Below are 20,886 nucleotides of genomic sequence, written 5' to 3'. Positions count from 1 at the left end.
TCGAGGATAAACATATGACTGACTTTATTGCCAAATGCAAAGACGAGATGCAAAAACGCGTAGTGGGTTTTGAGAAGGATCTGACCCGCGTGCGGACCGGCCGGGCTTCCATCAGCATGCTGGATTCCGTGAAGGTCGACTATTACGGAACGATGAGCCCCCTGAACCAGGTGGGTACGCTGTCCACTCCTGACGCCCGCACCATCCTGGTCGCGCCTTTCGAGAAAAAACTGATCCAGGAAATCGAAAAGGCCATCATGAAAGCTGACCTGGGCCTGCAGCCCAACAGCGATGGCGTTGTCGTGCGTATTCCCATTCCGCAGCTGACCGAAGAGCGTCGTAAGGAAATCGTGAAGAACCTGAAGAAGATGTCGGAAGAAGCCAAGGTTTCCATCCGTCACATCCGCCGCGACGTGAACGAGGAAGTGAAGAAGTCGGAGAAGGACAAGAAAATCACGGAAGATGAAAGCAAGCGCGTTCAGGATGAGATTCAAAAACTCACCGATAACTTCATCAAAGCCGTCGATGAGCGTCTGACCAAAAAAGAAAAAGAAGTCATGACCGTTTGATGCGTCTGGCCACCCCTCCGGGTGGCCTTGCCTCGCCTCAGGGCAGCTTTTCCGCCAGAAACGATTTCACGATATTTAAAGTCGCCTCGATCATATCCGGGTTGGATGGGGACGTCGCCTCGCCTATATATGCGCCATGACCGCCAGGAATCACCGCCATTCGCGAATGGGGAAGCAGCCGGTGCATATCCAAAAGATGCTCCAGACGAAGATCGTGATCGCCGAATAAAAGAAGCGTAGGAACCGAGATGGTCTTCATCGCGCTTTCTGGAATCCCCTCGAACGAGTTCAAAAGGGCCATCTGTTTTTGAATCTGCAACGGCAGCTTATCGGGCTGCGGCGCGTTTTTCAGATAGTCCTCGCGCAGGGCGGCCGGTATATCCTGCGGGCCTATGGGCTTTTTGAAGGATTCCCGAATCTCTTTCGGTATGCCGTCCAGGCTATAGATGGCGGAACCCAGGACGAGTCGTTTCACCTGCGAGGGATGCCGCAGAGCCAGCAGCAAAGCCACAGTCCCGCCATTGCTGAAGCCGAAAATATCCGCCTTGCCGATCTTAAGCTGTCGCAAAAGCTCGGCTGTATCATCGGCCATGGATTCAAAGCGGAAAGGCCGATCCACATCCGCGGTATGGCCATGCCCTTGCTGTTCTATCGCGATGATCTGATAACTTTTGGCCAAGGTGGGAAGGACTTTCCCGAAGGTGGTTTGAATGGATGAACCGCCTCCATGCAGAAGGACCAGCGGCTGACCCTGCCCGTGAATTTCATAATACATGCGGAGTCCGTTGACCTTCGCATAGTGGGAGGCTGCGAAGGTTTCAGCGCGGGTGCCTGACAGAAAAAGCAGCAGGCCCATGGCCCAGGCTATGTGTTTCATCTTACACCTTCTCAGTTAAAAGTGTTTCCAGGCGATCCAGCATCTGCAGCCAGCTGGGATAGGCGCCTGTCTTCTTCGCAAGTCTCTCGGAGACGTTCTGATGAAGGACCAGCTTCGTTTTCCTGCTTTCGATCTGGGTAAGCGTGAGGGTGACCGTGGTTTTTTGCTGCCACTCAGGATCGTGACCGGCCTCTTTCGCGCTTACGCTGTCGCCGGCCTCGTTGGACAGAGTCATGGTAAAAACCAGACGCTCGGGTCTTTTGACCTCAAGATAGCTCCCTGTCACCCAGCATTCCCCAAACTTCGGATCGTCGATGCAGGAATGAAAGCTGCCTCCCTCCCTCACATCAATTTTGACAAAGCGGATGCTGCAGCCGTGAGGGGCATACCACTTCATCAGGTAGTCGGGCCGTGTCCAGGCATCAAACACAAGCTCTCTTGGAAAATTCAGAACACGCGTAATCAGAACCTCGGGTTCTGCGGTCACGGGCGGGTCATTCGCATCACGATCCATCTTTATCTCCTTTTCCTTCCAGTTCGGTCAGGAATATTTCCAAGCGGTCCACGGCTTGTTCCCAATACTCCCGGTACTGCTCAACCCACCCCGCGAGTTCCTGCAGCGGCATGGGTTTCAGCTGGCAGATGCTCTCCCGACCGACTTTTTTCTTGTCAATCAGCTGCGCTTTTTCCAAAAGCGTCAGGTGCTTGGATATTCCCTGCTGCGACATCTGAAAGGGTTTCGCCAACTCGTGAACGGAACGCGGTCCTTGCCTGAGATGATGCAGCAGAGCCCGCCGCGTGGGATCGGCCACGGCAGCCAGGGTCTCGCTCAAACGGTCCACAGCAGCTCCTCTTTTTCCCAAATCAACAATCCACAACCATATGGTTGTGGATTTGGGTGAAAATGTCAAGCTATGTCGCTATATGTTTAAATTGATTAAAGAAATCAGGGCTTGGCGCTCAGGGTCAGTCGATAGGTCTGACTGGGGCGATCAAATCTCAAACGGAACTCAGTAGGAACGAACTTGTTCTGCACGGTTTCAAGAAAGGCATCGGGGAAGACTATGGGCTGCTCCACCGGCTGACCCGATATCAGAAGCTCATGAGTAATCATCGGTTCGAAGAAGATCAGGTCACCCCCGTAGTAACCATAGATCGGGGTCTGATCAAAGATCTGGTCCGGTCCAAGATCTTTCAAAGGCACCGCATGGTAGCCCATCTTAGGTACGCAGGCTCCTGGCGCATCGAGCGGGGGCAGTACGTAACCTTCCAGTATCAGATCTTTCGAAACCGGCGTGCGGTCACTGCAGTCAAGGGTCTGCACCTGTTCCTTGCTGATGAAATAGAAATGGAAATCGAAATGCGGCACATCATAAACATCCTGGGGCTCATGGCCCATCGGGTTCCAGTCAATCGTGATGTTCTGCACCAAGGAAGCACTCTTGAAAGCTTCGGGCAGATCAATGAGATGAGCCGTCGAGGGCTGGGACTTGGCTTTTTGAATAACGCCGGACGGCAGCGTCAGACGAATTCCAATAAGGCGGGAAGCTCCATCCACTTCGTACTCGCTTGCGATCGTTTCGCCAAAGAGCTGAGTATCAGGACCCTTGCTGAACGAAGACTTTCCTTGGCCGGCCCAGGCTGAATAAGGGCTCAAGAGTCCGGTCGACAGAATGCAGGCGCACGTCGGCTTCGTCATGATCATCATCATGTCCTTTCCATGGGGGATTCGATATGAGTCACTGCTGTTGTGGATGAAATCGATCCAGGTGACAAGCTGGATGATTTCCCCATCGCGGGGACACCTCGGCAGGCTTCTCTTTTTTCACGCGAATCAGAAAGCTGGTATGCTCGTCGGTGCGATCCAGATCAAGGTCACCCCCCATGGACTGCATCAGATTACGGGAAATGCTGAGGCCAAGGCCAGTCCCCTTGCCGATCGGTTTGGTGGTAAAGAAGGGCAGCATGATCTTTTCCTGCAGCTCCTTGGGTATACCATGGCCGCTGTCGCTCACGCGGATAGAGACAGCGGAACCCTGCTGACTCTCCTCGATGCTGATGCGAATCCATCGCGTCGGGAGCGCGGCGATCGCATCCCTGGCGTTGGCGATCAGATTCAAAAGCACCTGCATGAGTCCCGCCTTGTTCACTATGATCGAAATATCAGGAACCCGGTCCGTCTCCCATTCAACCTGAATATCCCTGTCCCTCAGCCCTTCGCGGCACAATTCCAGCGTTTCTCCCACGACCTCACGAACCGAGCAGCTGACCACCTGACTGGTGGAATCATTGCGGGCGTATGAGCGAAGCGAAACTATGATGGCGGATATGCGGCGGCAGGTTTGCTCGATGCGATTCAAACCATGCGTGATATCGCCGCTCTCGTATTGACCGCGCTTGAGTTTGGTCTGGAGGATTTCACTATAGCCCTGGATGATCGCCAGAGGATTGTTGATCTCATGGGCGATGCTTCCCGCCATCTCGCCCAATGCCGCCAGCTTCGAGGCGTGTTCGGTAATGATCTTCTGTTCGTTCAGCGCCTCGGTACGTTCATGAAACAGGCGCTCAAAATGATAGGATTGCCCACTCGAAAGCAAGAGAAGGCTGAGAACGGTCAGAGTGAAAACAACGCTGAAGATCATCACGATGATGTATTCAGAACTGGAATTCTCGATCACCTTGGCCATCGGTATGGAAACGGTATAGGCGATCTGCTGGTAAATGTTATTGGAGCGCACGATGATAGGGTTTTTGTTCACAATGGACTGCGTTTGCACGGAGGGTTTGGGTCCGAATGCGATGCTGAAGCCGCCATTCTTATGAGATTCAAGCGGCGTGGCCAGATCTTGAGTCAAATCCGCGATAGCCACGACCTGGATCGCGTCGGAGGGGTTGGGGCCGATGCGAGCCCTGTGCAGGATCCCGAGCCGGGAACTGTTGATAGCAAAGAGTTCCGAGGTGAAGCGATGATGGATCGGCGTTTCATCAGGTTTCAGGAGAGTCTGAGTTCTTTTGCGCAGGGCCATGAACGGATCAACGGGGCCTCGCAGTCTATTCCAGACGAAAAGGACTTTGCCCGCGCTGTTCGTCAGAGCGAGGCTTTGGATAAGCGGATATCGCTTTTGCAGGAGCAGGAGGAATTCCGGGTTTTCAAGGGCGCTTAATGGATCACGGTCCGGCAAGGTGTCCAGAAAATCGGCCCATCTTACTTCGCTGTTGCGTTTGATCAGCGCCAATTCCAGTTCCAATTGGATACTGTGATGCTGAACGTGCTTTTTCATCCGCTCAGCCTGCCAGCCTGCGGTTTTGTAATAAAGAAATATCAGGGAAAGAATCATGATTGCGATGGGAATGCCCAGGAGCCAGCGCCGGGGACGCCAGAGTTTTTTCGGGTGCGCGAAAAAGCAAAAAATCACGATGCTGAAGAGAGCCGCACCGACAAGGTCTCCAATCCACCATGTCAGCCATGTGATGCCAGCATAATCCATTGGCGACTTTTCAAAGGCGACCAGGGCCAAGGATCCGCATGTTGATGCGATGAGGCAGGACGGCGGCAAAATCAAAAAGAAATAAAAGAATATGCTGCGCAGATTGTCGAACTGAACCGGAAGACCCAGGAATTTTTCGGTCAGAAAACGGGCAAAAAAGGCCTGAATGGTTGAGAAGGTGGCCACGACGCAGGATAATTGAAAAAGCACGAGATCAAGGTTTGTGGGATTGTTCCAGAACTCGTCATGAAAGAAATTGAGCGCCCATGCACCCAGCCAGATGCCCGGAGCCGCCTTGAAGCCATAAAGAAGAGCGCAGGCAATGCCAATTCCCGCAGCGGGCCACAGAGGCGTTGAATATCCTGGTGGCAGGGCCTTCGAAAGAGCAACGTAAGACGTTCCATAGCAGGCGAAAGCGATCAGGGCGTTGACGATAATAAAACGCTGCGGGTCCTTCTTCATGGGCTCCTACTGCGCGGCTGGAGTTCTTTCCTGTGCTAGCCTTTTAGTCTGGTTTTAGCAAGCCGCTTTGATTTTTTGCATGATTTGCCCAGTATAGCCGGTTCAAGGCCAGCTGGCTCTTCCAGAAATGGAAAGTTTGGGTTTATGAGGCTTTTGAGGTAAAAAAAACAGCCCCGGAGGGCTGTCTGAAGTGTTGACTTAAAGCTCTTTGGAAGGAAGATTGAGAGGAACAAGCTTCCGCTTTTTGATGCGTTCGACCAGGGTCGTCCGGTTCAGACCCAAAAGTTTGGCTGCCTGATTCTTATTATTCCCCGTGCGTTCGAGGGCCTGCATGATGAGGCTGTTTTCCAGGCGTTCGATGTAGGTTTCGAGATCTATGCCATCGACGGGCAGCACTTCGATCGCACCTGAAGGCGCTGCATCCTGGGCCCACTCGGGTTCCACGATATCCTTGGGAACATCCACGGCCAATTCACGATCACGTCCGGTAGCGCCGGCCTTGGGACGACGATACTCAGGGGGCAGGGAATCGAGACTGATGGCGCCGCCACCGCTCATCACCACCAGGCGTTCGATGAGGTTTTGCAGCTCGCGCACGTTGCCGGGCCATGGATACTGCTCCAGGCATTGATAGACATCGCCCTGGAAATAGCAGAGGTTATCCAACTCATGAAGCTGATTGGAGCGCTGCAGGAAATAATCAAGCAGCTGCCGCACATCACCCTTGCGCTCGCGCAGTGGCGGCAGCGTGATGGGCAGGACGTTCAGGCGATAGAAAAGATCGAGTCGGAAACGACCCTGGGCCACGGCCTCTTCCAGATCCACGTTGGTCGCGGTGATCACGCGAACATCGGACAACTTGACTTCGTTGGATCCGATGGGGCTGTATTGCTTCTCCTGCAAGACCCTGAGGAGCTTGGCCTGCAAACGTGGCGGCATTTCACCGATTTCGTCCAAAAACAGTGTTCCACCCGCCGCTTCTTCAAAATAACCCTTCCGGCTTTTGTCAGCTCCGGTAAAAGCGCCTTTGACATATCCAAAAAGCTCGGATTCCAGCAGTGTTTCAGGTATAGCACTACAGTTAACCGCCAGGAATCGGCGGCTGGCGCGTTGGGATAGGCGGTGCAGGGCACAGGCCACCAACTCCTTGCCAGTTCCACTTTCCCCGTGGATTAAGACTGGCGAATCTGACCGTGCGACTTTGCCAATGGTTTGAAAAACCTTTTCCATGGCTTCGCTCTTGCCAACGATGTCGTCCAGGGCCTGACGCAGGGTCCCGACAGGAAGAGGCCCCTCCTTGTCAAGAACCTGGGGAATCAGTTCCGATGCGACGTTGCTGTCATAGAGATTGCGTTGATTCATAGCGAAGCTGAAGCCTCCTCATGGCGCGCTAAGATGGGTACGGGGAAGCGCTTTTTCCGATGGACTTTTGACAAAGTCGTAATCAGTCACAAATGGGTGAGAGACCGAAAGGCTACTTTCGAAAACCGGAAACCTTGTGATGCTTGGGGTCTACACTTTTATATTAACAGACCGTGAGAGAGCCTCGCAAGGTACCCAGTCTTTCTGGTAGGTCGTTCACAACCGCGCTGGACGGGGCAGGCATCGAATGCGACATCGTTTTTTTGCTGAGTTTTTTAAGACTGCAGCGCATAATTTTCTCTTCACGGAGCCTAAAAAAGGCAGGGGGTTGAATGCGTGTCGCATTTGTGCATGATTGGCTGGTGACCTGGCGCGGTGGGGAAAAAGTCCTTGAGGCCTTGCTCGAACTCTATCCAAATGCTCCTATTTACACGCTGTTTTACGACGAAGCGGAAATGCCGGAATCCATCCGGCGTCGCACGATCATCGTCGATCCCTGGCTCAATGCTCTGAAACGTTTTCGTAAGATCCTCTTGCCTCTTTTACCAGCAGCTGTCGAAGCCATGCCTTTGGAGGACTATGACCTTGTCATCAGCACCTCGTCGTGCGTGGCCAAGGGCGTGCTGGTCGGGGCCGAGGCCCGGCATCTTTCTTATATCCATTCACCTATGCGATATATTTGGGATCAACGCCGCTATTATCTGACTCCTCACCGTTCCCTCTCGCTGATCGAGATGATCAAACACATCCTTCTGTCCAAATTGAGGGTTTGGGATGTGGCGTCGAACCATCGCGTGGATCGCTTCGTGGCCAACAGCAGCTTCGTGCGGACGCGCGTGAAGCGTTATTACGGTCGCGACGCTCAGGTCGTGCATCCGCCGGTCGCCATCGAAAGGTTCAAGCCTCAAAATCCAAAAAAAGGCGGATATTTCCTGGCTGCAGGAGCCTTTGTCAACTACAAGCGCTTTGACCTCGCCATCGCCGCCTGCGAAAGACTCGGCAAGAAATTGATCATCGCCGGATCCGGTCCCGAGGAAAAGCAACTGCGACGATTGGCAGGAAAAATGACCGAATTTCGCCTGAAGCCATCAGCCGAGGAATGGGTCCGCCTCTTTCAGGACGCGGATGCGCTCATCTTCCCAGGCGTCGAGGATTTTGGTATCACGGCGATCGAAGCGCTGGCGGCGGGAACGCCCGTCATCGCGCTCAAAGCCGGTGGGGCTTTGGATTTTGTCCAGGAAGGAAAAACCGGACTCTTTTTTCAAGAGGCTAGCGCCGACTCTCTTGCCAAAACGCTCCAGAATTTTTCAGACCAGGCCTTTAATCGCGATTATCTCACCACCTTTGCAGCGACCTTCAGTCGAGATAGCTTTCAAAGAAAAATGCGTCAGGAGATCGACGCGACCCTTAAGGATCGAGCATGAATCGACAGACAAGCCAGCTCCTTTTCACCCTAAGGCTTCTGGGTGACCTCATCATGATTACCCTGGCCTGGGTGCTGGCGTTCCTTCTGCGCTTCTATTCCTGGATAGATGCCCCCCTGGGTGTGCCGCCCATCGCCCTTTATTCGAAGCTCATTCCTTTCATCTGGGGCATCTGGTTCGCGACCTTCGCCTTCACCGGCGGCCTGAAACGTCTGGGTCAGCAGAAGCGTTTCCGCTATGAAGTCTTCGATATCATTCCGGCTTCCATCGTCGCGCTCTTGTCCTTGATCGCTTTCACTTACTTTTATGAGGAATACCGCTATTCGCGCATTACCCTTTTGATATTCGGCGCCTTGCAGCCTTTTGCCGTGATCATCGGCCGCGACATCGTTCGGCGTATCATACGCAATTATCGTCGCCGTCTGGATCCGCGCCGCGTCCTCATCATCGCGCGTGGCGAAGGCATCCTGGAGGCCCTTTCGATCAGTCAGAAGCTGGGTGTGGAACGGTCTCTCGTCGAGGGAGTCGTCATGCCTGGCGGAAATTTCCAAAGTCACGAGGAAAGGATCTTGCGTCAGCAGGATCTTTCCCGCATCGAGCAACCCGAAGACTGGCCGCACTATTTCGTCGAGCACCCCATTCAAACTGTAGTGATCGCCCTTCCCTATCAGTTTCATGGCTTTTTGGATCGGGAATTGGAAAAGATTGCCGATCAGGTAAACGATATTCGCATTTTGCCGGATATCAAACGCTTCAGCCGCATGTCACCCGGTATTGAGCTGATCGACAATTCCCCGGTCATCAGCATCCACGAAAGCCCACTCTCCGGATTCAATATCATCCTGAAGCGGGGCCTTGACATCATGGGCGCTTCGTTCGCGCTGATCCTTTTAAGTCCGGTGATGCTGATGATCGCCATGCTGGTGCCCTTCAGCTCGCGGGGGCCGGTGCTGTATCGCCAGGAGCGAATGGGACTGGATGGAGTGCGTTTCAACTGCCTGAAATTCCGTTCGATGCCGGTGGATGCCGAGCATCAGACCGGGGCGGTCTGGGCGAAGCCTGGTGATCAAAGGGCCACGCGCCTCGGCAGTTTTCTGCGCCGCACGAGCCTTGATGAACTCCCGCAGTTCTTCAACGTGCTGCGCGGGGATATGAGCCTGGTCGGACCAAGGCCCGAGCGTCCGGTCTTCGTCGATAAATTCCGGAAGGAAGTGCCGGGCTATATGCTGCGGCACAAGGTCAAGACCGGAATCACCGGCTGGGCCCAGGTCAACGGCTGGCGCGGCAGCACCAGTATTGAAAAGCGCATCGAATGCGATCTTTTTTATATACAGAATTGGTCGCTCTGGCTGGATATCAAAATTCTCTTTTTAACCCTGGATGAAGTGATCCGCGGCCGCAACGCCTACTGAAGCAAAAAAGGTTCTCTGCGATGCAGAGAACCCCAAGTTGCTGTTACAGGCCTCGATCAATGACTGCTCATAAACGAGCGAGCCCGATTGAAGTAAGCCTTATAATCGACATACCGCGTGGGTTTGTCGGGAATCGTCGGATACATCACATTCGAATTCTCTGGGCTGTGATCCATCTGAAGTCCATGACCGATCTCATGGCAGAAAAGATGGTAAAGATGCTGGGCTTCCTCGCTGCTTGAATCACTCAAGGAAGCCACCTTCGCTTCAAAATTCTCCTGATCGAATTCAATATCCATCGCATAAGCGACCGTTTGCGTATTCTTCTCGCCATTGATGGTCAGCGTTGATTTTTGATTGGTCGTCGTGATCCACTTGCCCAGTCCCAGCTTGTGACCATTGTCATGCAGTCCGCTGGTGAAGCGAATGCGGGAATTGCTGTCTTCCTCGCGATCCACGATGGTCAGGGTCTTGGAACCCATGTCCTTGTTGTAGCGCTGAGCCAGGATCCTGATGGCTTTTTTCAACTCGGGGTTTTTGGTGTCCGTGTAGATGCGGAAGTCTTTCACGGCAACCACCTGATATTCCTGACAGGCGGAAAAGAAGAAAAGGGCGAACAGAAGAGTAAGTGTGCGGCCAAACATGGGAAACCTCAACAGCAACAGCAGCAATAAGAGCAACAGCAACAGGAGAAGAGCATCCCCGGGGGTGCCGGGTTGACTGATTTATATATGAGTCAGAGTTGCGTAGTCAAGCCCGAGTTGGCTCTTTTTTCGCTTTTGAAAAATATTCAGGTTTTCCGCTTGCTTGCGCTAAGTTATCGATTTGAATCCTTCCGCAGGCCTGCCTCGACCCCCCTTGCTGGCGGGAAATACGTGCCCACTTAGGCCCTGGGCAAAAAATTCCTCAACTCTATTTCTGTAAGAATTTGGAGATCTTACGTTCAAGGAGGAACTTTCTGCCTGGGAAAAAACTTTCCCGGGTTAAAAATTGCCGGGTCGGCACCGATTCTTTACCTAGATAAAGGTTCAACGCCCTAAGTGAAGGATGCGGACATGAAAGGCAACCCAAGTGATACCTACACAATTACCCTGGACGATGATGTCATGGTGCATCAGATCATCGAACGCTCAACCAAAATTCGCACCGTTGGGATGAAGGATCCCGAGGAGCTTTTGGCCAAAGTCGATGAATTGCACCCCATCGCAGTCTTTATTGACATCCATTTGGGTAATGGCCGGACCGGATTGGATATTTTGCCCAATCTGCGCGCTGCATGGCCCTTCTGCCCAATCCTGGTGATCACCGGCACTCCGGCGGAAACCAGCATTGTGAAAGCATTGAATTCCGGAGCGGATGATTTTATTCGCAAGCCCCTGATCCCCGATGAAGTCGATGCGCGTTTCAAACTGCGCATGGCGGATGCGGCTCAGAAGGCGGCCAAGGAAGTCGTGGAATTCGGCGACATCACCATCGACTCGGCTCATCGCACAGTCGAAGGTCCATCGGGCAAACGCTTTGCCTCCCCCATCGAAGTCAACCTTCTGGCCTGCCTTGCGAATACCGAAGGCGCCATCGTCGAGAAGGATGCTTTGAAAATGCGTTGCTGGGGCCAGATCAAGGTTACAGATAACGCGCTGCACCGCAAACTGCACGCTGTTCGTCAACTCCTGAAGGATGTGTCGGACAACGTCGTGATCGAAACCAAATACGGTGTGGGCTTCTATCTGAAATACCTGGGTCAGGGTCAGCAGCACCTGGATGCGGCCTCCTGATTTTTTCTGGAAGAGGATGAAAATATGGGTGCGGCTCCTAAGCTGGACGAAGCCTGGCCGATCATTGATGCGCAGAAACTCCAAGCCATCAAGAACCTCGGCGAGCCTGATGATGAGGATGACTTCTTCAAGGAGCTGCTCAATATTTTCTTTCAGCGTTGTCCTGCGCTCCTGGTTGAACTCGATGCAGCCGTTGCCGCCAAGGATCCTGTGAAAGTCGAGCGATCCGGCCATGCTCTCAAGGGCACTTCAGGCAACCTGGGTGCCATGATGATGATGAAATTGGCTGAGCAATTGGAAGTGATGGGACGCAGCGGTAAAGTCGAAAATGCATCGGAAGTCCTGGCGGAGTTGCATAAGACCTATCCCCTCACCAAAAAAGAGCTTGAGACCAAATGGTTATGAGGCTCTGAGCCTTGACCGGTCTTAGCCTTTGCAAATCTCCTGGGCCTCGCGCTAAGATAGGGACCTCAAAAGTTCCTTCCGAAGTCGAGGCCCGTTATGTCTTTCCCTGTCTATCATCTTAGGCCTGCTGAAGCAGCACGAAGGCCCATTATCGTCAGCGTTCCGCATGCAGGAACCGATGTGCCTGAAGAAGTGGCTCAAACGCTAAGACCCGATATTCTGCATAAGCTCCCGGACACGGACTGGTTTGTTCCGGAACTTTATGCATTCTGCCCGAGTCTCGGGATTCCGATGATCCAGGCGCGCCTGAGCCGCTATGTGGTGGATCTGAATCGCCCAATGGAAGGTCCGGCTCTTTATACCGATCACAGACGGCAAACCGATGCGATGCCTCTGACCACCTTTGATGGTGTCGAGCTCTATGAACTCGCGCAAAGGCCCGATGCCGCCGAACGCGAGCGTCGCGGACACCTTTACTATCAGCCTTATCATGCCGCCCTGCAGGATCTCATTCACGAGGCGCATAAAAACTTCAAGCATGTGCTGCTGTTCGATGCGCATTCCATTCGCCGTTCGGTGCCGTCGCTGGCTCCGGATCCCTTTGCCGATATGATCGTCGGTGATCGCGATGGCGGCAGCGCGGACAAGGCCTTGAGTGATGCCCTGCTGCGCGTTCTTAAACAATCGCCCTTTCAGATCGCCCATAATCAGCCTTTCAAGGGCGGGCAGATCACAAGGGCCTATGGAATGCCTGAAAAGCGCGTGCATGCGATTCAATTGGAAATGTCGCAGGATGTTTATATGAACGACGCCCGTACGCGCCTCGATCCCAAAAAATGCGCCCAGGTGCAAAAGGTTCTGACGGATGCATTTCTGGAACTTTCCACCGTCCTGGAGGCCTTGCCATGACTCAGGTTTTGCAGTTCAAAGCGGGCTATGTCGACGGTCAGTGGCTCACGCCCTGTTATGTGACAGTGGACGACCTGGGACGGATCAGTGCGATCGGTGACGATGCTCCGTCCCTTCCTGTGACTGAAAAAAATCCCGGTTATCTTCTGCCGGGTTTTGCCAATGGGCACTCGCACTCCTTTCAGTATCTGATGAGCGGCATGGCCGAGCGTTTGGAACCCGGTCATGAGAAGGATGATTTCTGGTCCTGGCGCGAGAAAATGTATCAGCTCGCCGGTGTGCTCGATCCTGAGCAGCTCCTTGATATCACGACGCGTTTTTACCAGACGCTCTTGGAGTACGGCTATACATCGGTCTGTGAATTTCATTATCTGCATCATGACAAGTCCGGTCAGCACTATGCGCAGCCTGCGCAACTGTCCGTGGCCATCATGGAAGCGGCTCGACGGGCCGGGATTCGTTTGACTCTGGTGCCTGTTTACTATCATCAGTCAGCGCCAGGCCAAGCGATTCAGCCAAGGCAGCGCCGGTTTTATTGCAAGGATACCGATGAATATCTCGCCCTTTTGGAAAATATTGCGAATGTGAATCGGAAGGAATATCCCGAGGTTCTCGTTGGCTATGGCGTGCATTCGATGCGTGCGGCGCCTCCCCGGGATATCAAGACCATCCTGGGAACCCATTGGGCCCTTGGACCTGCGCATTTTCATGTGTCCGAGCAGTCCACCGATGCGATCGCTTTCGAGCAGGCTTATCATTGCCGGGCGGTGGATTGGCTTTACGATAATATTCCACTGTCCGATCACCATAACCTTGTTCACGCCACGCATATCAATACCCTTGAGATCAAAAAGCTCGTGGCTTCGAAAGCCACGGTCGTTCTTTGCCCCTCCACCGAGGGCAACCTGGGCGATGGCATTTTCCCCTTCCCCGAATTTTTCGGCCAGGGTGGCAACTTCTGTATCGGCACCGATTCGCACGTGAGCCTTTGCCCCTTTGGGGAGGCGCGTTATCCGGAGATCGTGCATCGGTTATTTATGGAGAAGCGCAACCTGCTCTGTGATGCGGAACGGATGGATTCGGGACAGATCCTCTTTGATCATGTGCAAAGGGCCGGACGCAAGGCTTTAGGCCTTCTCGGAGACGCTTTTTCCGTGGGCCAGCCCTTTGATGCGATTGTGCTCGATAGCGGGCATGATCGGCTGGTGGAGCGGCCTGTTTCGAATGTCCTTGGCATTGCCATGTATGCCGGCGATCAGGGGCTTATTGAGAGCGTTTATGTGCAGGGGAAAAAACAGGTCAGCGGGCGGTCGCATGTGAAAAAGCGGGAGACGGTCGAATCGTTTCGCAGGGTCGTGCGGCAGGTCACGTCTGACCTGCGCGTTTAGGGTCCTGCACTCTTAGGACCTTCTTCACTCACCCGGCAGCAGCGGGCCTCGACGGTGCATCCATCACCGATGCACCAGGCCTTGCAGCCTCGATCATCGCAGATGAAATCATTGACATGAAGATTGGGCCGGTTGTGGTCTCCCTGCAGATCAATGCGGCTTAATCCGGTCACCTCATAACCGCTCGGGCATGTGGAAAGGGGGGACCAGCGGTCCACCTGACCTGTGACCTTGACGCCGGATGTGCACTCCAACTTGAATTTTCGGGCCGGAATCGGGGCTGAAGGCGCTGTTTCCAGCGTATCCTGATGATCCTGAGGCAAGGGCGCCGCCACCACGTTCACAGGAGGTGCGGGAGGAGGCGGAGGAGCAGGCGGCAGGGATACCGTGCGGACCTCGCTCGCAGGAGGCGTGGTTGCGCATGCGGCGAGGCTCAGGCCTGCCGCTATAAGAAGCAGTGAACGCATGATCAAAAGCCGCATGCTTCGCCTTTTACTTGATGAGGGCTTTCACAGCCGCTTCCGAATCCCGCAGCTTGCCGCTGAAGTTCGAACGCAGTTTCACCATGTTGCTCAAACTCTGCTTATTGCGGCCCTGCAGGAAGAAGCCCGACGGAGCCTTCATTTTCCCGTCGATCATGGACGAGTCAAAGTCCATGTTCGTCTGGAAATTCCCTTCCTTCGGCTTGCCTTTCTCCTTTTCAGCAGCCTGAATGTTGACCGCGAACACTGTAAGCATCAAAGCGAATATGATTTTCATGCTGCCGCCTCATTTAAGCTGTTTCTCCAGATCGTCAATCTCTTCTTCGTCATTGCGATAGGATTTTTTCTTCCTGGTTTCGGCCTTGGGCTTTTCCGCTTTGGCCGCGGGCGCAGGCGCTGTTGTGGTGCCGTCGGTATTGATCGCCGCCTGGGACGCCGCAGGAGTCGAGCCCGACTGAGTCTGCGGTTGAGCAGGTGCCGCGCGCGAGGCTTCCATTTCCTGGTTGCGTGGATCGGCATCCACGAACTCTTTATCCTTGGTCGAAGCCGAGGCAGGTCCCCCGCCGGCCCGAGCCTTGGCTGCGAGCTTCATGATGTCATCATCCGATACGCGTTTGCCGGTGGCGGCTTCCTTTTCCGAGCGGACCTTTTCAATCAGAGCGAAGACTTCCTGATTGTTTTTCTTCTTGGCGAAGTCGGTGTCGAGGTAACGCTTCAGATAATCAATTGCTTTATCGAAGTTCTTCCGACGCTCTTCCACCACGGCCATGTTAAAGATGGCCACGGGGTTATTCTTCGACATGCCCAGCACCTTCTGATAAAGCTCTTCAGCCTTTTCGAGGTTGCCGCGATTCGATTCGATAATGGCCATATGAAGATTGGCATCGGGGTGCTCGGGCATCACCTTCAGGATGCGCTCAAACTCCACTGCGGCCAGACCCAGCTGACGGTAGTGGACATAAAGCACGCCGAGGTTCATACGGACCGCAATGTCCGAGGGATTGTTCTTCAGAGCTTCCTGGAAGGCCTGCAGGGCGAATTCAGGCTTGTTTTGCCGCAGAGCGATCATGCCCAAAAGGTTCAGGATCTGGCTGTCCTTACTGTTGATGGCGTCAAGGCCGTTCAGGATGATGTTGGCCATCTCCAGATTACCCCGACGATAGTAAATCTGAGCCAGGATCTTCCGGGATGTTTCATTACGGGGATCAATCCGCAGCGCGTCGCGGCAGGATTTTTCTGAACGATCATAGCGACCCATGGCCAGATAAGTCTGGGACAGGTTGATATGCGCATTCAGGTCCCGAGGGTTGGCCTGCAGACGCTTTTCCAGCTTCATAACGAGGGACTGGGTGGTCCCCTCTTCGTTCGTCATCATCGCGGATTTGGTATCGTCCTGGCTTTGCAGTTCGAACTTCCGCTTTTCCTTGTCGATCCTCGCGACCTGTCCTGTGGTGCTGCAGCCCTGATTCAAGCCGAGTACGCCCAGGAGTGCGATGGAGATCAGTTTTTTCATGTCAGGCTTCCTCCAGCTTTCAGTTCGCGAGGTCGGCGACGGATTCGTCCCAGACCATCACATGCGACATATACGTGGGCGAAGTGGTTTTCTCGACAACAGCCGGATATTTATCAGGCTGCAGTTCCACCATCTTCTCATAAGCCTTCCGCGTCCATTCGGTGAAGGTCTGAACCTCCTGCGAACGCTTGAAGGCGGCTTCGAAGAACTTGTTGCTCTCATCACGCAGGGGGAAAGCCACCTTTTCGATGGAGCTGCGATAATCGTCGATGGCCTTTTGATTGGCCCCTTTCGGCGCTGGCGCATCGAAGAGGACCTTGGCGAAGTTCTCGTGCATCACACCCAGGTGATAGAGCGAGGACACGGTGTGTTCGCCGCTGCCCAGTTCAATCACTTCCTGATAGCGAGCCACAAGTCCCACGAGCCGTTCCTGCTTGCTCGCCATTTCCTTTTCAATGCGGGCGGCATCCGTGACGCGAATTTCCGTGAAATTCTTGTAATCATTCTCGATGTCATCAATCAAGGCGGCGGCTGCGATCCGACGGGCTTCCAGAGCTGGAGGCGCGTCCTTAGTCGTCAGATCCTTCTGAAGACGACGGATTTCCTTCAGGCCGTTGGCGCGGTTGCCGCTGACCAGAGCGATCTTGGCGAGACGGGCGCGGGCCACGAGGTTTTGCTCCGAACGATCGGGCCAGAGGCCGGCATACTGATTGTAATACTGGGTGGCTTCACCCCAGGTTTTGTTCAGTTCATTCATCTCGGCGATCTGGAGGACGGCCGTGCGAGCGAGGTTGTCCTTGCCATGCAGCGAGATGAATTTTTTATAAAGGTTGATGGATTCCGGATAATCCTTCAGACCGCGATAGAGAGTGGCGGCGTTGTAAAGAGCCTTGACCGAGTCGGCTTCCTTGCTGAAGTTCAGACCGTAGTACTTATAGAGCTTGGCAGCCTGATCAAAGTCGGCCAGCGATTCGTTGGTCTGGGCCATATCCAAGGACACTTTGGGCGCGAGCTTGGATTTCGGATATTCCTTCAGCAGGAGGTGACCCACGCGCAGAGCATCTTCGACCTTGGCCAGCTTGTAGTAAGCGGTCGAGGCATTGTAAAGAGCTGCGTCGGCACTTTCATCCTGAGGGAACTGCGACTGGAAGGATTCGAAGGTCTTGGCGGCTTCCGCCAGCTTGTTTTCCTTGTTCTGCTGAAGACCCAGGGAGAACACGCCGGTTTTCATCGCCTTGATCAGATCATCCTTCAGGCTGGTCGCTACGATCGCCTTGTTGTCATAATACTTCTTCGAGTACCTGACGAGGTTCTCCCAGTCCTTGCGTTCGGCATAGAACGTCAGGATCATTTTGATCGCGCTCTTGCCCTGGGTCGTATCGGGGATATCCATCCCGATACTTTCAAAGCGCTTCAGGCCTTCCGGATAGTGGCCATACTCAAACCAGGTCATGGCTGCTGTATAGCGCATAGGGAAGCCTTCTTTCTCTTTCGGGAGAAGAGCGGCATAGTTGTCGATCATGGTCACCATCTTCTGCTTCACGCGGGGCAAGGGGATCGGCTTCGAGACCTGGCCCAACGGGGGAAGCTTCTGATAGGTGGTGGCTTCGTCGATTTTCTTGATGGCGACGACAGCATTGAAGGCGGATTCCTTCAGATACTTGCCATCCTTGGGACGTTCCTGGGTGACGGTATAGTATTCGTCAGCCGCGTTTTCAAACTGCTCGAACTGGAAGTAGATATCCGCAAGGTAGTAACGCAGCTCATAGGCATCTTCCGTTTTGGGGAAGGTGGCCAGATAGAGTTTATAGAGTTCCGCCGCCGTGGCGAGCATGGGCTTTTTCTTCAGCTTCTGACCCTGCTGATGATAAAGGGTACCGTAGCGGTGGATGTTCTTTCTGGTTTTCTCTACGGCTTCATCCAGGACATCCTTCTTGGTGGCGTTGGCGGCAATCCACTTGCTGCCAGCGTCCACGTAGAGGGCCTTCATGCGCTTCATGTTGTCGACCAGGGCGGCCGCATTCAGCGTCGTATCATAGAGTTTTGCCAGTTTCGCGTGAATTTCAGGGTTTCTGGGGCGCGTGGGCGATTCCGCCAGCAAACGACCGAACACGTCGATGGCTTTGGTGTTTTCCCCGTTGTCCTCATAGATGTTACCAAGGCGTTCGAGCATATCGTAGAAGGATTCCTTCTCGCCGATACGGTTGAAGTATTCCATCGCCTCGTCGATCTTCTCGGTCTCCGCATAGACCATGATCAGGTCATTGATCGCTTCCTGACGCAGGTTGAAGTTACCCGGACTATCCTTGTCCTTCTCGGCGATTTTGATGGCCAATTTGAAGGCTGCGATGCCCTTGTCGACGTTCTCCATGGTTTCCTTGTCGGATTTGACCTTGGAGTTGTAGTAGGCCCAGCCTAACTTATAGACCGCGAAGGGATAGACCTTGGCTTCCTTATCAGGCTTGCCCTTGGATGCTTCCATCGCGTTTTTGTAGTTGTCCTTGGCCTTTTCCATGTCGTGCTTATAGAAGTAGAATTCACCCAGGGCCAGGTAGGTGTCCGCCAGCAGCATGGAATCCTTATGCTGATTCACGAGCTGGTTGAAGTAAAGAACAGCGTTGTCGTTCTCCAGCAGCAAAAGGGTCTTGGCCAGGGAATAGAGGGCTGCATCGGTACGGGGATGCTTCGGGAATTCCTTGACGAGCTTACGGAAGGCTTCCGTACTCTTCAGGAGTTCAGCCTGGGACGATTTGGTGGTCAGCTGTGGTTCGGCACCTTTTTTCGTCTTCTTCCAGGCTTCGTATTTGGTTTCATAATCCTTCATTTCCATATCGCGGATATACTCCGCGCGTTCGGAATGAAGTTCACCGAGGCGCAGGTAGAGCTCGAACTTGCGGTTCGCCTGCATGTTCGGTGTGGCCAGAAGCTTATGGATACTGGCGACGGTCTGCATGCGCAGCGCGTCCGCCTCCCTCAGCTTTTCAGGCGATACGCCCTGGCGACTCTCGGCAAAGTAATCGTTCATGTCACCCTTGGCCGGGGCGGCATCCTTCGCCAGCTTCGCTTTCTCTTTTTTGGGGGCAGCGTATCCATCCATGCCGCCGCTCGCAAGAGCCAGCGCAAGAATGGGCAGGGCCAGAGTTTTTGTGATGCTGTTCAATTTCATAACTTCCCCTTTGCCGTAACCTTAGTGCTTAGAGTTTACACTCGGGTTCCACGTCAATGATCTGGTAACCGATCTCGTCCCACCAGTATTCAAACTTATCGTCTTCCCAGCTTTGCGTCTTGCGACTCCAGCCGGTCACAGCATCCTTATCCGTAACCTTCGACAGCTTGCTATCGCCGTGCAGCTCTTTGCCAAGGATTTGATCCTTCTGGCTCATGAGCAGTTCAAGATAGAGGAACTGGGATTGGTCATAAAGCTCATCAAAGTGATCCTTGAGGTTCCGCAGCTCGCCCAGGAAGCGCGAGCCGATCTCGGTCCGCATGATGGCGGCCCGTCCGAGGAGCATCTGCTTATAGGGCTCGATGTCGGGCAGGGATCCATAGATGCCGTATGTTTCAAGGGCATTCAGCTCCTCGATGAGCGTCGCATACTGATCGCGCACGAGCAGCATCACATCGCTATGGGCGGCGGTATTCAAAACGTTGATGGGAATCCCGATGGATTCGCCGGACACGCCCGTGATCAGGTTTTCAAACAGCTGATAGGCGGCGTCCGGGCTCAGGCGTTGCCGATCGAGGAAGGTCCCGAGGTTGGCGACGGCATCACGGTGTTTGTCCGCGAAGTCCGCCAGCGAATTCCGGGCATCATCATAGCGGCAAACCCAATAGTAAATCATGGATTCCAAAACCTTGCCTTCGGGATTGAAGCGATCCTCGAAGTAAGGCGAGTGCGAGGAGTAAAGCGCGCCCAATGCGTGCTTCACGCTACCGGCCATGAACAAAGCCCAGGCCTGTTCGAAGATGGCGTCATAGAAGAGCACGCTGCTGCGACGAATCAAACGGTATTCCTGAGCGGATTCGATGAAGCGGCGCTCCTGGTAATAGAGTCGGGCCAGGGCCATGTGCGTGTAGTTGAGCATTTCCGCCATTTCATAACGGCGAAGCTCGGCAAGATCCTGGGCCGCAGGATTCAGGACAGCGCGGAAGTATGCCTCCGCCTGCTGCGGCTGATTCATCTTGATCGCAATCAGACCCAGCTGATACTGAGCCGGCATGAAATAGCGATCCTGCATCACGATCTTATCATAGGCTTTCTTGGCTGCCGCGGTATCGTTTTTCGCGGCAAAGGCGTTGGCCAGGATATAGTTCCAGTTGTTGCCAAACGAGGGTGGATTACCTTCCCGGAAGCCGAGGTTGCCCCCCAGTTCTTCCAGAAGATACTGAATGGGTTTGACTTTGGATGTTTTCCAAAGAATCTCCCAGAGCGGTTTATGTTTTTCATCATAAGGCACCTGAGCCAGCGCCAAAGCCCGGATCGCATGCTCCGAGGCCAGAAGGGGATAACCGGCCAGGAAGAGAAGTTCAGCGCGGACCTGCTCATAGGCCAGACGATTATCGAGCGTCAGCTCGCTCAGTTTCGGAACGAAGGTATCCAAAGCGTCCCAGGCCGGGCGCTTTTGAAGCTCGCCGCGACGATACTTTTCGAAAACTGCGAGCAGACGTCTATTGGTCACAGGATTGACCTGTCCCTGGACAAAAACCTGCTTGCCGGCCGCCGGTTTCTTCGGAACCGCTTTCGTCGTGTTTTTCTGCGCCCAAAGCGGTGTCGACACCAGCCCGGCTATCAGTATCAAGCTTTTTATATTTTTCACTAA

General features: G+C 53.9%; 19 protein-coding genes. 7 read left to right on the top strand and 12 right to left on the bottom strand.

Features of this window, described 5'->3' with window-relative positions:
* The first annotated feature begins 14 nt into the window (after positions 1-14).
* On the top strand, positions 15-569 hold the full coding sequence (gene frr / locus VFO10_RS30175; protein ID WP_325145752.1) for a ribosome recycling factor: 555 nt from the start codon (positions 15-17) through the stop codon (positions 567-569).
* 37 nt (positions 570-606) lie between these two features.
* On the opposite strand, the gene VFO10_RS30170 is transcribed toward frr, so the two are convergent.
* The 6 genes from VFO10_RS30170 to VFO10_RS30145 all read right to left on the bottom strand — a co-directional run bounded on the left by VFO10_RS30170 (position 607) and on the right by VFO10_RS30145 (position 6,758).
* Positions 607-1,446 (bottom strand): alpha/beta hydrolase, encoded by an 840-nt coding sequence (locus VFO10_RS30170; protein ID WP_325145751.1) that lies wholly within the window; start codon positions 1,444-1,446, stop codon positions 607-609.
* A gap of 1 nt (position 1,447) precedes the next feature.
* Positions 1,448-1,960: an SRPBCC domain-containing protein gene (locus VFO10_RS30165; protein ID WP_325145750.1), complete on the bottom strand. Its 513-nt coding sequence runs from the start codon at positions 1,958-1,960 to the stop codon at positions 1,448-1,450.
* Positions 1,950-2,288, bottom strand: coding sequence for a metalloregulator ArsR/SmtB family transcription factor (locus VFO10_RS30160; protein ID WP_325145749.1), 339 nt, complete (start codon positions 2,286-2,288; stop codon positions 1,950-1,952). Before VFO10_RS30160 ends, VFO10_RS30165 begins: the two co-directional genes overlap by 11 nt.
* Positions 2,289-2,392: 104 nt before the next feature.
* Positions 2,393-3,145, bottom strand: coding sequence for a hypothetical protein (locus VFO10_RS30155; RefSeq protein ID WP_325145748.1), 753 nt, complete (start codon positions 3,143-3,145; stop codon positions 2,393-2,395).
* A 40-nt stretch (positions 3,146-3,185) separates the two neighbouring features.
* Positions 3,186-5,396 (bottom strand): ATP-binding protein, encoded by a 2,211-nt coding sequence (locus tag VFO10_RS30150; protein ID WP_325145747.1) that lies wholly within the window; start codon positions 5,394-5,396, stop codon positions 3,186-3,188.
* A gap of 198 nt (positions 5,397-5,594) precedes the next feature.
* Entirely contained in the window at positions 5,595-6,758 is a 1,164-nt protein-coding gene (locus VFO10_RS30145; RefSeq protein WP_325145746.1) for a sigma-54 interaction domain-containing protein, read from the bottom strand.
* Between the two features lie 332 nt (positions 6,759-7,090).
* On the opposite strand from VFO10_RS30145, the gene VFO10_RS30140 reads away from it, so the two are divergent.
* On the top strand, positions 7,091-8,182 hold the full coding sequence (locus VFO10_RS30140; RefSeq protein WP_325145745.1) for a glycosyltransferase: 1,092 nt from the start codon (positions 7,091-7,093) through the stop codon (positions 8,180-8,182).
* Positions 8,179-9,594 (top strand): undecaprenyl-phosphate glucose phosphotransferase, encoded by a 1,416-nt coding sequence (locus VFO10_RS30135; RefSeq protein WP_325145744.1) that lies wholly within the window; start codon positions 8,179-8,181, stop codon positions 9,592-9,594. The genes VFO10_RS30140 and VFO10_RS30135 overlap by 4 nt, the downstream gene beginning before the upstream one ends.
* A 56-nt stretch (positions 9,595-9,650) precedes the next feature.
* Here VFO10_RS30135 and VFO10_RS30130 read toward each other — a convergent pair whose 3' ends face one another.
* Positions 9,651-10,238: a matrixin family metalloprotease gene (locus tag VFO10_RS30130; RefSeq protein ID WP_325145743.1), complete on the bottom strand. Its 588-nt coding sequence runs from the start codon at positions 10,236-10,238 to the stop codon at positions 9,651-9,653.
* Positions 10,239-10,649: 411 nt separating this feature from the next.
* On the opposite strand from VFO10_RS30130, the gene VFO10_RS30125 reads away from it, so the two are divergent.
* The 4 genes from VFO10_RS30125 (at position 10,650) to hutF (ending at position 14,071) form a co-directional block, all read left to right on the top strand.
* On the top strand, positions 10,650-11,369 hold the full coding sequence (locus tag VFO10_RS30125; RefSeq protein WP_325145742.1) for a response regulator transcription factor: 720 nt from the start codon (positions 10,650-10,652) through the stop codon (positions 11,367-11,369).
* Between the two features lie 24 nt (positions 11,370-11,393).
* Positions 11,394-11,774: an Hpt domain-containing protein gene (locus tag VFO10_RS30120; RefSeq protein ID WP_325145741.1), complete on the top strand. Its 381-nt coding sequence runs from the start codon at positions 11,394-11,396 to the stop codon at positions 11,772-11,774.
* A gap of 96 nt (positions 11,775-11,870) precedes the next feature.
* The gene (locus VFO10_RS30115) at positions 11,871-12,683 is read left to right on the top strand and encodes an N-formylglutamate amidohydrolase (protein ID WP_325145740.1); all 813 of its coding nucleotides are present in this window, start codon (positions 11,871-11,873) and stop codon (positions 12,681-12,683) included.
* A complete protein-coding gene (gene hutF / locus VFO10_RS30110) occupies positions 12,680-14,071 on the top strand; it encodes a formimidoylglutamate deiminase (protein ID WP_325145739.1) in 1,392 nt (463 codons plus the stop codon). The genes VFO10_RS30115 and hutF overlap by 4 nt, the downstream gene beginning before the upstream one ends.
* On the opposite strand, the gene VFO10_RS30105 is transcribed toward hutF, so the two are convergent.
* From VFO10_RS30105 to VFO10_RS30085, 5 genes are read right to left on the bottom strand one after another with little or no spacing between them, the layout of a single operon-like run.
* The gene (locus VFO10_RS30105; protein ID WP_325145738.1) at positions 14,068-14,553 is read right to left on the bottom strand and encodes a hypothetical protein; all 486 of its coding nucleotides are present in this window, start codon (positions 14,551-14,553) and stop codon (positions 14,068-14,070) included. The genes hutF and VFO10_RS30105 overlap by 4 nt on opposite strands.
* Before the next feature lie 10 nt (positions 14,554-14,563).
* Positions 14,564-14,830 (bottom strand): hypothetical protein, encoded by a 267-nt coding sequence (locus VFO10_RS30100; protein ID WP_325145737.1) that lies wholly within the window; start codon positions 14,828-14,830, stop codon positions 14,564-14,566.
* A gap of 9 nt (positions 14,831-14,839) precedes the next feature.
* Positions 14,840-16,066, bottom strand: a complete 1,227-nt coding sequence (locus VFO10_RS30095) for a tetratricopeptide repeat protein (protein WP_325145736.1) — start codon at positions 16,064-16,066, stop codon at positions 14,840-14,842.
* 19 nt (positions 16,067-16,085) lie between these two features.
* Positions 16,086-19,232, bottom strand: coding sequence for a tetratricopeptide repeat protein (locus VFO10_RS30090; protein ID WP_325145735.1), 3,147 nt, complete (start codon positions 19,230-19,232; stop codon positions 16,086-16,088).
* Positions 19,233-19,260: 28 nt separating this feature from the next.
* On the bottom strand, positions 19,261-20,883 hold the full coding sequence (locus tag VFO10_RS30085; protein ID WP_325145734.1) for a hypothetical protein: 1,623 nt from the start codon (positions 20,881-20,883) through the stop codon (positions 19,261-19,263).
* Positions 20,884-20,886 lie beyond the last annotated feature (3 nt).

It is taken from the genome of Oligoflexus sp. (assembly GCF_035712445.1).
Taxonomy (GTDB): domain Bacteria; phylum Bdellovibrionota_B; class Oligoflexia; order Oligoflexales; family Oligoflexaceae; genus Oligoflexus.
Note: the sequence above shows the minus strand (reverse complement) of the source record. Positions and strands in the feature narration are given on the sequence as shown.

Coding starts and splice junctions, on each gene's coding strand:
- frr (WP_325145752.1), top strand. CDS start 15: ATGACTGACTTTATTGCCAAATGCAAAGACGAGATGCAAAAACGCGTA.
- VFO10_RS30170 (WP_325145751.1), bottom strand. CDS start 1,446: ATGAAACACATAGCCTGGGCCATGGGCCTGCTGCTTTTTCTGTCAGGC.
- VFO10_RS30165 (WP_325145750.1), bottom strand. CDS start 1,960: ATGGATCGTGATGCGAATGACCCGCCCGTGACCGCAGAACCCGAGGTT.
- VFO10_RS30155 (WP_325145748.1), bottom strand. CDS start 3,145: ATGACGAAGCCGACGTGCGCCTGCATTCTGTCGACCGGACTCTTGAGC.
- VFO10_RS30150 (WP_325145747.1), bottom strand. CDS start 5,396: ATGAAGAAGGACCCGCAGCGTTTTATTATCGTCAACGCCCTGATCGCT.
- VFO10_RS30145 (WP_325145746.1), bottom strand. CDS start 6,758: ATGAATCAACGCAATCTCTATGACAGCAACGTCGCATCGGAACTGATT.
- VFO10_RS30140 (WP_325145745.1), top strand. CDS start 7,091: ATGCGTGTCGCATTTGTGCATGATTGGCTGGTGACCTGGCGCGGTGGG.
- VFO10_RS30135 (WP_325145744.1), top strand. CDS start 8,179: ATGAATCGACAGACAAGCCAGCTCCTTTTCACCCTAAGGCTTCTGGGT.
- VFO10_RS30130 (WP_325145743.1), bottom strand. CDS start 10,238: ATGTTTGGCCGCACACTTACTCTTCTGTTCGCCCTTTTCTTCTTTTCC.
- VFO10_RS30125 (WP_325145742.1), top strand. CDS start 10,650: ATGAAAGGCAACCCAAGTGATACCTACACAATTACCCTGGACGATGAT.
- VFO10_RS30120 (WP_325145741.1), top strand. CDS start 11,394: ATGGGTGCGGCTCCTAAGCTGGACGAAGCCTGGCCGATCATTGATGCG.
- VFO10_RS30115 (WP_325145740.1), top strand. CDS start 11,871: ATGTCTTTCCCTGTCTATCATCTTAGGCCTGCTGAAGCAGCACGAAGG.
- hutF (WP_325145739.1), top strand. CDS start 12,680: ATGACTCAGGTTTTGCAGTTCAAAGCGGGCTATGTCGACGGTCAGTGG.
- VFO10_RS30105 (WP_325145738.1), bottom strand. CDS start 14,553: ATGCGGCTTTTGATCATGCGTTCACTGCTTCTTATAGCGGCAGGCCTG.
- VFO10_RS30100 (WP_325145737.1), bottom strand. CDS start 14,830: ATGAAAATCATATTCGCTTTGATGCTTACAGTGTTCGCGGTCAACATT.
- VFO10_RS30095 (WP_325145736.1), bottom strand. CDS start 16,066: ATGAAAAAACTGATCTCCATCGCACTCCTGGGCGTACTCGGCTTGAAT.
- VFO10_RS30090 (WP_325145735.1), bottom strand. CDS start 19,232: ATGAAATTGAACAGCATCACAAAAACTCTGGCCCTGCCCATTCTTGCG.